General features: G+C 31.4%; 11 protein-coding genes, 1 tRNA gene and 1 pseudogene. 6 read left to right on the top strand and 7 right to left on the bottom strand.

What is annotated here, in order from left to right:
* Positions 1-808: pseudogene (locus ACVC2P_RS10495) on the bottom strand (hypothetical protein); the annotation flags it as partial.
* A 101-nt stretch (positions 809-909) separates the two neighbouring features.
* Here ACVC2P_RS10495 and proS point away from each other — a divergent pair.
* The 3 genes from proS to rpsT all read left to right on the top strand — a co-directional run bounded on the left by proS (position 910) and on the right by rpsT (position 2919).
* Entirely contained in the window at positions 910-2388 is a 1479-nt protein-coding gene (gene proS, locus ACVC2P_RS10490; RefSeq protein WP_452598430.1) for a proline--tRNA ligase, read from the top strand.
* Between the two features lie 176 nt (positions 2389-2564).
* Positions 2565-2636 (top strand) — tRNA-Glu (locus ACVC2P_RS10485).
* A gap of 31 nt (positions 2637-2667) precedes the next feature.
* Complete coding sequence (gene rpsT, locus ACVC2P_RS10480) at positions 2668-2919, top strand: 30S ribosomal protein S20 (protein ID WP_452598429.1); 252 nt, start codon at positions 2668-2670, stop codon at positions 2917-2919.
* 222 nt (positions 2920-3141) lie between these two features.
* Here the strand turns inward: rpsT and rho are convergent, their stop codons facing one another.
* Positions 3142-4926, bottom strand: coding sequence for a transcription termination factor Rho (gene rho / locus ACVC2P_RS10475; RefSeq protein WP_452598428.1), 1785 nt, complete (start codon positions 4924-4926; stop codon positions 3142-3144).
* Between the two features lie 188 nt (positions 4927-5114).
* On the opposite strand from rho, the gene ACVC2P_RS10470 reads away from it, so the two are divergent.
* Entirely contained in the window at positions 5115-5525 is a 411-nt protein-coding gene (locus tag ACVC2P_RS10470; protein WP_452598427.1) for a DUF4293 domain-containing protein, read from the top strand.
* A 79-nt stretch (positions 5526-5604) separates the two neighbouring features.
* Here the strand turns inward: ACVC2P_RS10470 and ACVC2P_RS10465 are convergent, their stop codons facing one another.
* Positions 5605-6099 carry a metallophosphoesterase family protein gene (locus ACVC2P_RS10465; protein WP_452598426.1) on the bottom strand — a complete coding sequence of 165 codons (495 nt, stop codon included), beginning with the start codon at positions 6097-6099 and terminating at the stop codon, positions 5605-5607.
* 106 nt (positions 6100-6205) lie between these two features.
* On the opposite strand from ACVC2P_RS10465, the gene truA reads away from it, so the two are divergent.
* Together truA and ACVC2P_RS10455 are read left to right on the top strand one after the other, a co-directional pair.
* Complete coding sequence (gene truA, locus ACVC2P_RS10460; protein ID WP_452598425.1) at positions 6206-6952, top strand: tRNA pseudouridine(38-40) synthase TruA; 747 nt, start codon at positions 6206-6208, stop codon at positions 6950-6952.
* Positions 6953-6977: 25 nt separating this feature from the next.
* The gene (locus ACVC2P_RS10455) at positions 6978-8744 is read left to right on the top strand and encodes an ABC transporter ATP-binding protein (protein ID WP_452598424.1); all 1767 of its coding nucleotides are present in this window, start codon (positions 6978-6980) and stop codon (positions 8742-8744) included.
* A 17-nt stretch (positions 8745-8761) separates the two neighbouring features.
* Here the strand turns inward: ACVC2P_RS10455 and ACVC2P_RS10450 are convergent, their stop codons facing one another.
* The 4 genes from ACVC2P_RS10450 to folP all read right to left on the bottom strand — a co-directional run.
* Positions 8762-9574 carry a DUF3667 domain-containing protein gene (locus ACVC2P_RS10450; RefSeq protein ID WP_452598423.1) on the bottom strand — a complete coding sequence of 271 codons (813 nt, stop codon included), beginning with the start codon at positions 9572-9574 and terminating at the stop codon, positions 8762-8764.
* Between the two features lie 2 nt (positions 9575-9576).
* Positions 9577-10365, bottom strand: a complete 789-nt coding sequence (gene cdaA / locus ACVC2P_RS10445; RefSeq protein ID WP_452598422.1) for a diadenylate cyclase CdaA — start codon at positions 10363-10365, stop codon at positions 9577-9579.
* A 34-nt stretch (positions 10366-10399) separates the two neighbouring features.
* Positions 10400-11065 carry a hypothetical protein gene (locus ACVC2P_RS10440; RefSeq protein ID WP_452598421.1) on the bottom strand — a complete coding sequence of 222 codons (666 nt, stop codon included), beginning with the start codon at positions 11063-11065 and terminating at the stop codon, positions 10400-10402.
* Positions 11065-11521: dihydropteroate synthase (folP, locus tag ACVC2P_RS10435; protein ID WP_452598420.1), on the bottom strand; the 457-nt coding region annotated here is incomplete at its 5' end. The genes folP and ACVC2P_RS10440, both read right to left, overlap by 1 nt.

The following is an 11521-nucleotide window of genomic DNA, read 5'->3' as shown; positions in this document are numbered from 1 at the left end:
GTCTTACTCTAGTTCCAGTATTTGGTCTTGTACGTGTATTTGAATCTCTTCCAACTTGTCTTGTTCTTGGCGTTGAAGAAGAGCGTGTTGCGCTAGTTCTAGTTCTTGTGCTTCTTGAAAGGTTAGAACGTTTTCCTAATACAGATTGTCTACCTAAGTAACCTCTTCTTCCAGATGTATATGCTAAGCCTCTATGTCCATTTCTTCCGTAGTAATTGTATCCGTAATAAGCATTTCCGTATCCGTAAGGAGGACACCAGTAAGGGTTATTAAAGCCAGCATTCCAACCCCAGTTATTCCATCCATAACCAGTATTCCAACCCCAATCTCCCCATCCGAAGCCGGCATTCCAACCCCAGCTATTCCAACGGTTCCATCTATTCCATCCCCAATTGTTCCAACCCCATGGTCTGTTCCATGTGTTAAAACCAGTGTTATATACGTTAATTGTTACATCGCTACTAGACTCGCCCCATCCTGCATAACCAGTACTGTTACTAACAGTTCTTTCTTCTTCGGTGTAATCACCTTGGTAAGAGTCTACATCTGTAAATATTTCGCTTTCTTGTTCAGCTAATTCCAGTTCTTGAGATTTTTCTTTAAAGTAGTTTTGATAATAGCCATTAGATGCAGTGGATTCATTAGGAGCTGTTTCTTCTGTTCGTTCAACAGTAGTTTCAGAAGAATCATAAATGCCATCTGTATCTTGACCAACATATTGGTAAGAACCACACGATGTAAGTCCTAATGTTAATCCAATAATAGCTAAAGTTGGTACTTTCTTTTGTAAGTAGTTAATAAATCTCATATCTCTTTCATTTTAATTGTTGAACATAACAAAAATAGTTAGTTTTGTCGAACTATTTATTTTTTTAACATAGTCACAATATTTGTGCCAAAACATTGAATATGAGCAAAAAACTTACGAGTAGAGCAGAGGATTACTCAAAATGGTATAACGAACTCGTTGTAAAGGCTGACTTAGCTGAGAATTCGGCGGTTAGAGGATGCATGGTAATAAAACCTTATGGTTATGCTATTTGGGAAAAAATGCAGGCAGAATTAGATAGAATGTTTAAAGAAACAGGGCATCAAAATGCATATTTTCCATTATTTGTGCCTAAAAGTTTATTTGAAGCCGAAGAAAAAAATGCAGAAGGGTTTGCTAAAGAGTGTGCAGTAGTTACACATTATAGATTACAAAATGACCCAGATAAAGAAGGGAAATTAAGAGTAGACCCTGAAGCGAAGTTAGAAGAAGAGTTGGTAGTTAGACCTACTAGTGAAGCTATTATTTGGAATACTTATAAAGGATGGATTCAATCATACAGAGACTTACCTTTATTAATTAACCAATGGGCAAATGTAGTTCGTTGGGAAATGCGAACACGTTTATTTTTACGTACAGCAGAGTTTTTATGGCAAGAGGGACATACGGCGCATGCCACTAAAGTAGAAGCTTTAGATGAAGCTAAATTAATGAATAATGTGTACGCAACTTTTGTTGAGAACTTTATGGCTATTCCTGTAGTGCAAGGTGTGAAAACTGAGAGTGAGCGTTTTGCAGGTGCAGATGAAACGTATTGTATAGAAGCTTTAATGCAAGATGGGAAAGCATTGCAAGCAGGAACATCTCACTTTTTAGGGCAGAACTTCGCAAAAGCATTTGATGTTAAGTTTACATCTAAAGAAGGTAAACAAGATTATGTATGGGCAACTTCTTGGGGTGTTTCTACACGATTAATGGGAGCACTTATTATGACGCATAGTGACGATAAAGGATTAGTATTACCTCCAAATTTAGCTCCTAACCAAGTCGTTATTGTACCTATATATAAAACAGAAGAGCAGCTAACTGAAATTACAGAGGTTGTTAATGGTATAATGAAAGATTTAAGAAGTAAGCATATTACTGTTAAATTTGATAATAGAACAACGTATCGTCCTGGTGCTAAGTTTGCACAGCACGAATTACAAGGTGTGCCTTTACGTATAGCTATAGGACCAAAAGACTTAGAAAACGGAACAGTAGAACTAGCAAGAAGAGATACGCTAACAAAAGAGGTTGTTGCTTTAGAGGCTTTAACAGCTAAAGTGGAAGGTTTAATGACGGAAATTCAAGACGCGTTATTTAAGAAAGCTTTTAATTACAGAACTGAGCATACAACAGAAGTGGATACGTTTGATGAATTTAAAACGGTGTTAGAAGGCAAAGGAGGCTTTGTTTCAGCACATTGGGATGGTACAATGGAAACAGAAGATAAAATAAAGGAAATTACTAAAGCAACCATTCGTTGTATTCCTTTAGAAGGAGATGTGAAAGAAGGTGTATGTGTGTATTCTGGTAAGCCTTCAAAACGTAGAGTATTGTTTGCAAAAGCGTACTAAATGAATTTTTTTTTAAATTTTTTCATTTAGTGCTTGCAACACTCAAAAATAGTTGTATTTTTGCATCCGCAATGGAAACATTGTAAGTTATTTGAAAAGTATTGCAAGTAAAAAAAATAAAAAAAACTTTTGTGAGTTTTAAAATAAGTTTTATATTTGCACACTCAAAAATAAATGGCCCGTTCGTCTATCGGCTAGGACGCCAGGTTTTCATCCTGGTAAGAGGGGTTCGATTCCCCTACGGGCTACAATTTTTTAATAAAGAAAGAATAAGAACAAATGGCAAATCATAAGTCAGCGTTAAAGAGAATTAGAAGTAACGAAACTAGACGCGTAAGAAACAAATATCAGCATAAAACTACTCGTAATGCTATTAAAAGATTACGTGAGTTAACTGATAAGAAAGAAGCTGAGGCTTTATTACCATCAGTAGTGTCTATGTTAGATAAATTAGCTAAAAAAAATATTATACATGCTAACAAAGCAGCTAACCTAAAGTCAGGTTTAACAAAGCACGTTGCAGCTATATAATTATTTAAATTTATATTTAGAAAAACCTATTGTGTTAACAATAGGTTTTTTTATGCTCTATATTTTGATGGAGTGAAAGTGAATATTTATACAGTATTTTATTTATAGGCAAAGCGTGAGGTAAGTTTATAGTGTACCTATTAATAATTTATAAATTATAATAAAAAAGTCTTTCTGAGAATTTCAGAAAGACTTTTTTATTAGTAAACAACTTGTGTTGTTTTAACCATTCATAGAGATTAAAAATTCTTCGTTGTTTTTAGTTTGTTTAAAGCGTTGGTTTATAAATTCCATTGCTTCTACAGGATTCATGTCTGCTAGATATTTACGCATTACCCACATACGTTGTACGGTATTGTCATCTAATAATATATCATCACGACGTGTACTTGATGATGTTAAATCGATAGCAGGGAAGATTCTACGGTTAGATATTTTTCTATCTAATTGTAGTTCCATATTACCTGTTCCTTTAAACTCTTCAAAAATAACTTCGTCCATTTTAGAGCCTGTCTCTGTAAGAGCAGTAGCTATAATGGTTAAAGACCCTCCATTTTCTATATTACGAGCAGCTCCAAAGAAACGTTTTGGTTTGTGTAATGCATTAGCATCTACACCACCACTTAATATTTTTCCAGATGCAGGTTGTACTGAGTTATATGCTCTTGCCAAACGCGTAATAGAATCTAATAAAATAACAACATCATGTCCACATTCTACTAAACGTTTAGCTTTTTCTAATACAATGTTAGCAATCTTTACGTGTTCGTGTGCTTCCTTGTCGAAAGTAGAAGCAATAACTTCACCACGTACATTACGTTGCATATCGGTAACTTCCTCTGGACGTTCATCTATAAGTAAAATCATTTGATATACTTCTGGATGATTAGCAGCAATAGCATTTGCCACATCTTTTAAAAGCATTGTTTTACCTGTTTTTGGTTGTGATACAATCATACCACGCTGTCCTTTTCCAATAGGAGCAAACAAGTCCATAATACGAGTAGAAATAGTGCTTTGTCTTTCTGCAATATTAAATTTTTCCTGAGGGAATAATGGTGTTAAATGCTCAAAAGATACTCTATCTCTAACAACATCTGGGCTTTGACCATTTATTTTATTGACTTTAATAAGCGGAAAGTATTTTTCGCCTTCTTTAGGAGGTCTTACGTTTCCTAAAACGGTATCACCAACCTTTAATCCAAATAAGCGAATTTGAGACTGTGATACATAAATATCATCTGGTGATGATAAATAGTTATAATCTGATGAGCGTAAAAAACCATATCCATCTTGCATGATGTCTAAAACCCCTTCACTTTCTATAATGGCATCAAATTCAAAGTCTGGCTCGCGGTAACGGTTTCTATTATCCTTATTACCATTATTACCATTGTTTTTGTTCTGATTTTTATTTTGGTTCTTATTTTGGTTTGGATTGTTGTTACTAGATTTATTTGAACGATTTTGTTGATTATTATTATTATTATCGTCCTTTTTATTCTGGTGGTTGTGAACCGGTTTTTTATGTTGAGGTTTCTGTTGTTGTGGCTTTTGCTGGTCCTCGTTATCTGTTTTAACTTCTGTATTTGTGCTAGTAGTTGTTTTATCAGTAGCAGCAGGTGCTTTCTTATCTTCTGTTTTTTTAGAAGTTCTAGGGCGTTTTGCTCTAGATTTATTCTCAGTTTTTGCTTCTGCTTTTTCTTCTTTAAAGTCTAGTGCTTCTTGAGCAGGTTTCTTTTCTGCAGTTTTTTTACTTTCAGTTTTTGTAGCCGTCTTTTGTACTCTAGCTCTTTTTTGAGTTGGAGCTTTTTTTGGTTTGTCTTCCTTTTTGACTTCTGTTTTAGCGACTTCTGCTACAGCTTTTGGGTTTGCTGCTTGATGATCTAGAATTTGGTAAACTAAATCTAATTTTTTTAATGAACGAAACTTTGGAATAGATAGTTTCTTTGCAATGTCCTGTAATTCAGGAAGCTTCATTTCTTTTAATTGTGATATTTCAAACATTGATGTTGAATTGAATATTTTGAGTTGAAATTTTTTCCGAAGAAATTGTAATGTAATTCTGAAGAATTAACCCCTTGCAAACGTGTGTATTGCAAAATGTTATTGCAATTATACAACTTTATTTTATTTTTTTGAGTTAAAATTATAAAAGAAACTATATTTTTGTAACTCAAATTTTTCAAATATATATGTTACAACGTATACAAACTATATACTTATTATTAGCCGCAGGAATATCTGGAGGGTTAATTTTTATGTTTCATATTTGGATAACTAATGAGAATGTTAAAGTCTATGCTATAGACGAAATGCCTATTTTTGGTTTGTTTGTAGGATCTGCTTTACTGTCATTAGTATCTATTTTCATGTTTAAAAATAGGAAATCTCAATTTATGTTGGGACGACTTAATATAATATTAAACTTTATTTTACTAGGATTACTTGTGTATCAATCTCTAAATTTACCTGGAGAAGTTACGGCTTCAGAGAAAGGTATTGGGATGTTTCTTCCTATTGCGTCTATCGTATTATTAGCATTGGCTAATAAGGCCATCAAAAAGGACGAAGATCTTGTAAAATCTGTAGATAGATTACGATAAACCTATCATCTTAGTAGTATTAGTGCGTTAACCCAAAGTGAAGACTTTGGGTTTTTTTGTAATTACTATTTTGGTAGTATTATTTTCTAGGGTATTCAATAACTTCTAATTGCTCAATTTTTTTTCCGTTAATTATAAAACGAAGCATGGTTCTAACTTTGTGAAACCCATGCAGGCCTACGGCACCAGGATTCATGTGTAATAGGTTTAGTTTTTTGTCTGGCATAACTTTTAGTATATGCGAATGGCCACAAATAAAAAGCTTAGGTGGATTTAAAGTAATTGCTTCACGAATGTTTACATTATATTTGTTTGGATAGCCACCAATATGTGTTATCCATACATCTACGCCTTCGCACATAAATCTATTATGTTCTGGGAACTCTATTCGAGCTTTATGGTCGTCTATATTACCATAGACAGCCTTAAGTGGTTTTAATTTTTTTATTTCATCTGTTACTTTTAAGTCTCCAATATCACCAGCATGCCAGACTTCATCAGCTTGTTTTACATGCTTTATTATATGCTCATCAATATGGCTGTGTGTATCAGATAGTAAAAGGATTTTTTTCATATTTATTCTATAAGTAAGATGAAATCTTGTAATTATGTTAATAGGATATTCTAAGGATTAAAAAACAATTATATTTGTACTTCTTAATACAAAAATAAAGCTTTACTTGAGATATTTTATAGAACTTTCGTACAATGGTAGTGCTTATCATGGATGGCAAAACCAACCCAATGCTATTTCTGTACAAGAAGTTTTAGAAAAAGGATTATCGATCTTATTAAAAGAACCAATCTCTACAATGGGTGCTGGTAGGACAGATGCTGGCGTACATGCTAAACAGTTATATGCACATTTTAATACAGAAGCAAATTTAGAGATAGACACTGTAATCTATAAGCTGAATGCTTTGTTACCAAAAGATATTGCGGTTAGTAATATTTTTAGAGTTAAAGAAGAGTCTCATGCACGTTTTGATGCAATTAGTAGAACCTATTTGTATAGAATAGCTTTATCTAAAAATGTTTTTAATTACGAGCAAGCTTATTACTTGAAGCCAAAAATAAATATAGAAAGACTTAATAAAGCAACAAAAATTTTATTTGACTATAAAGATTTTCAATGTTTTTCTAAATCTAATACAGATGTAAAAACGTATCATTGTGATATAATGAAAGCTGAATGGACTATAGTGGATGATGAGCTTCGTTTTACTATTAAGGCCGATAGGTTTTTACGTAATATGGTAAGAGCAATAGTTGGTACTTTAATTAATATAGGTATTGGTAAAGTAGAAATAGAAGAGTTACATACTATTATACAATCTAAAAATAGAGGTAAAGCTGGTTTTTCTGTTCCTGCTCACGCATTATATTTGATAGAAGTTGGGTATCCGGAAAATTTCTTTTTGGAATAAAAAGAGCTAGTTTACAGATAAAAAGATGACTAAAAAAAAAGAAAATATATTCGATGTTACTTTATTTAAGCGCTTGTTTAAATTTACAAAGCCATACAAAGGAGTTTTAGTAGGCGTACTTTTTGCCGTTGTAGCTATAGCTTTATTAAGTGTGTCTATTCCTTATATTTTAAAGCATGCTATAGATAATAATATTAAGTTAGGAAAAGAAGAAGGTTTTTTGTTCTACATACTTTTAATGATAGGAATGTTGTTTTTAGAGACCATTTTTCAGTTTCTCTTTATTTTTTATGCAGCTTGGTTAGGGCAAAGTGTTGTTAAGGATATTAGAGTTAAGTTATTTAATCATATGCTTAAATTTAAAATGAAGTATTATGATAACTCTTCTGTAGGGACTTTAATAACAAGAGCAGTTACAGATATGGAGCGTATTGCAGATATTTTTTCGCAAGGCTTATTTATGATTTCTAGAGATTTAACGGTAATGTTAGTTATCTGTATTATTATGTTAGCCAATAACGTTAAACTGAGTTTAATTGTATTTGTAACTATGCCTATGGTTATTTATGCAACTAAGATATTTCAGAAGTACATGAAAAAAGCTTTCGAAGATGTAAGAACAGAAGTCTCTAACTTAAATTCATTTGTTCAAGAACGTGTTACTGGTATGAAAATACTTCAGTTGTTTACTCGTGAAACAACGGAGCAAAAAAAGTTTAAAGAAATAAATGAAAGACATAAAAAAGGATGGTTAAAAACTATTTGGTACAACTCAATTTTTTTTCCAATTGCAGATTTTTTATCGTCTATAACTTCAGGATTAGTAGTTTGGGCTGGTGGGCTAATGGTTGTTTTATATGATACTGCTACAGTAGGAGAGTTGTTTATGTTTATTATGATGATTCCTAAGCTGTTTAGGCCATTACGACAGATTGCAGATAAATTTAGTTCTCTACAAATGGGAATGGTTGCTGCTAGTCGTGTTTTTAAAATTATAGATACAACATCGCAAATTGATGACGATGGCAAACAAGAAGCTTTAAATTTTAGAGGAGATATTACTTTTAAAGATGTACATTTTAGTTACGTGGAGGATGAGGAAGTCTTAAAAGGAATATCGTTTAATGTAAAAGCAGGAGAAACTATAGCTATTGTTGGAGCAACTGGGGCAGGAAAATCTACGATTATTAATTTATTGAACCGTTTTTATGAAATTAATAATGGAAGTATCTGTATAGATAATAAAGATATTAAAACTGTAACACTAACATCGCTTAGAAGCCAGATAGCAGTAGTTTTACAAGATGTATTTTTGTTTGCAGATACCATTTTAAATAATATAACTTTAAATAATCCAGAAATTACAGAAGATCAAGTTAGGCAAGCTGCCAAGGATATTGGTATAGACGACTTTATTATAAGCCTACCGCAAGGCTATCAATATAACGTGAAAGAACGTGGGGTAATGTTATCTTCTGGACAAAGGCAACTTATTTCTTTTTTAAGAGCTTATGTTACCAACCCAAGTATTTTAATTTTAGATGAAGCAACTTCGTCTGTAGATTCTTACTCAGAACAGTTAATTCAAAATGCAACAGATAAAATAACAAAAGGAAGAACTTCTATTGTAATAGCGCATAGGTTAGCTACAATTCAAAAAGCAGATAAAATTATAGTAATGGATGCAGGTAAAATAGTAGAGCAAGGCACGCACAATGAGTTGTTGCAAAATGAGAATGGATACTATAAAAACTTATACGAAGTACAGTTTTTAAAAGCAGATGTAGCTTAATAATTTAGTGTTAAAAATTAAAGATACGTTATAGATGCCTTTTGCATTTGTTCCATGGCTTCCTTAAACTCATGAATACCTCCATAATACACAAATATTAATATGAGCATGAATACTATTATAGCTAATAAATAGAAAACGGAAAAAACAATTAAAAATAACAATGTTTTTAAGATTATCTTTTTAAGATTTAACGCGTAAAGACGTTTTAAACAATAAGCTGAGTATAAAATTTGAAGCGGTAAAAATATAAAGACAACATTACCCATAGTGAAACCTAAAGTCGCAGAAGTAAGTATTATAATAACTCCAGTAATAGCCATTTGAGAAATGGTATACATGAATACAACTAAAAGCTCTGTATAGTTAAAGGTTTTGTTTTTTAAGAATACAATTTTTCCCATTAATGCATAAGCGGGTAGCAGTAACATCATTACAAAGGAATTATACTCTTGTGTTAATTTCATGATTTTCATAGATAGGCCTATATTGTCCTCACTTGTAAAATCTGAGATGTCTATGGCATCTGGGAAAAAATGCCTTAAAACAAAAACTTGTAACCCAGAAAAAGTAATGGCTATTGCAAAATAGTTTATAGCATTTATATACTTTTTACGTGTACCATTAATATAGCCTCCAATAACAGCTTCTGGAGCTATAAATAATGCAATGAATGTTTGTAGAAACTTGTTATCTAGATTTAAAAACTGTTCATTGAAATCTTCAAATACATGTTTAAATGTAAGTTTATTTCTAATAACCTTTGCACCACAATTATAACAAAAGTTTATATCGTCTTTTAACGAGGTTTTACAATTTTTACAAAGCATTATTAATCTAAATCCTTTTTTATGAGTTCAATAAGTTCTAAATGATCTTTAAATGGTAAAAACTCACCATTTTTAAAGCAGGATATTTGCCCTGTTTCCTCACTAACGGCTAAAGCAATGGCATCTGTTCGTTCTGTAATACCTACTGCAGCTCTATGCCTTAAACCAAAACGCTGAGGTATTCTTTTTTCATTATTAACGGGTAAAATAACACGTGTTGCTTTTACAATGTTATTTTCTATAATAATAGCGCCATCATGTAAAGGGCTGTTTTTAAAGAAGATGCTTTCTATTATAGGCTGTGTAACCTTAATATTCATAGCATCACCAGTATCAACTAAAAAATCTAAACTATTATTACGCTCCAAAACTATTAAAGCACCAGTTTTTGAGGATGCCATTTTATTACAGGCTGCAATAATTGTTTCTATATCTGTTGTAGATGCACCTTCGGTTTTTAAAAACTTTAACTGATTTAAAAATTTACGTCTACTACCTATATTAGCAGAACCTATCATTAATAAGAATTTTCGTAACTCTTGTTGAAAAACAACAATAAGAGCAAACATTCCTACACTAATAAAACCACCAAGAATATTACTTAGTAATTGCATTTGTAGTGCTTCGGTAATTTTCCAAATGACATAAATAATAACGATACCAATAAAAATATTAATAGCTACTGTACCTCGTACTAGTTTATATACATAGTAAAGTAGTAGTGCTACTAATACTACATCAACAATGTCTATCCAACTAAAGTTTAAAATGTTATCGAAAAGTTCTTTCAAGAGAAAAGTGTTTCAGTAAATTTAAAAATTTAAATTAATTAAAGATAAATTCATCTTTACTAATTGTAAAATTAGTAGTGTTTAATTTTAATAGTTCAGACTTAATACTTATATAATCTTGAAACGTTAAGTCTTTATTAAAAGCAAAGAATATTATGTTGTCATCTGTGCCTTCAAGTATGGCGTTAATAGTTTTAGTTAAATCATTTATATTAGTGTTAGTTGTTTTATTATTTGGCGTAATAATGCTAATATCTTTCAATGTGTTAATGTTTATACGTAAATAGGAGTGATTATCTTTTAAATCTACATTCTTGTTATACGAGTAATGTATTTCTGTAAAATCAATGAATCCTAAATTTTTTATAGCAGTGTCATTACAAGTAAAATAATTTTTGGCTTGTTCATTTTTATGCATTTTAGCATTACGCTTTTTATTTTGCAACTTAATAATAGAGGGTAAAGCCTGTTTAAGAGTTAGTCTCTTATCTACATTAATTAACCAATTTGTTGTAATAATTAAATTTTTACTATTTAATTCTACACTATCAGTTTTTGTCTCATCATAAAAAATATAAGCAGGCGATATATCTAAAACCTTTGTAATTTCTGCATTTTGTATTTGGGGAAGTAAAACCTGTTTTTCATTATTACAAGCTATTAAAAAAGTAGAAAAAATAATTAATAATATCTGTTTCATTATTTAAGGTGTTTATATAGTTCTACACATTCAACAGCTTCTTTTACATCATGTACACGTAAAATTTTTGCGCCTTTTTGCAAAGCAACCATATTTAAAGCTGTAGTGCCATTTAAAGCTTCAGCTGGTGTTGTATTTAATGTTTTATAAATCATAGATTTTCTAGAGACACCAACTAATAAAGGTAAACCAGCTATTTTAAAACTTCCAAGACCATTTAATAATTCAAAGTTTTGTTCCTGTGTTTTAGCAAAACCAAAACCAGGATCTAAAATCATGTCTTTTATACCTAGTTGTCTCGCTTCTGCGATGCGTTCAGAAAAATAAAAGAGGATTGTTTTAAAAATATCGTTATAGTTTGTTAACTGTTGCATGTTTTGTGGTGTGCCTCTCATGTGCATCATAATATAAGGCACATTGAGTTTTGCAACAGTAGTTAACATATTTATATCTAGT

This window comes from Pontimicrobium sp. MEBiC01747, from assembly GCF_053601635.1.
Note: the sequence above shows the minus strand (reverse complement) of the source record. Positions and strands in the feature narration are given on the sequence as shown.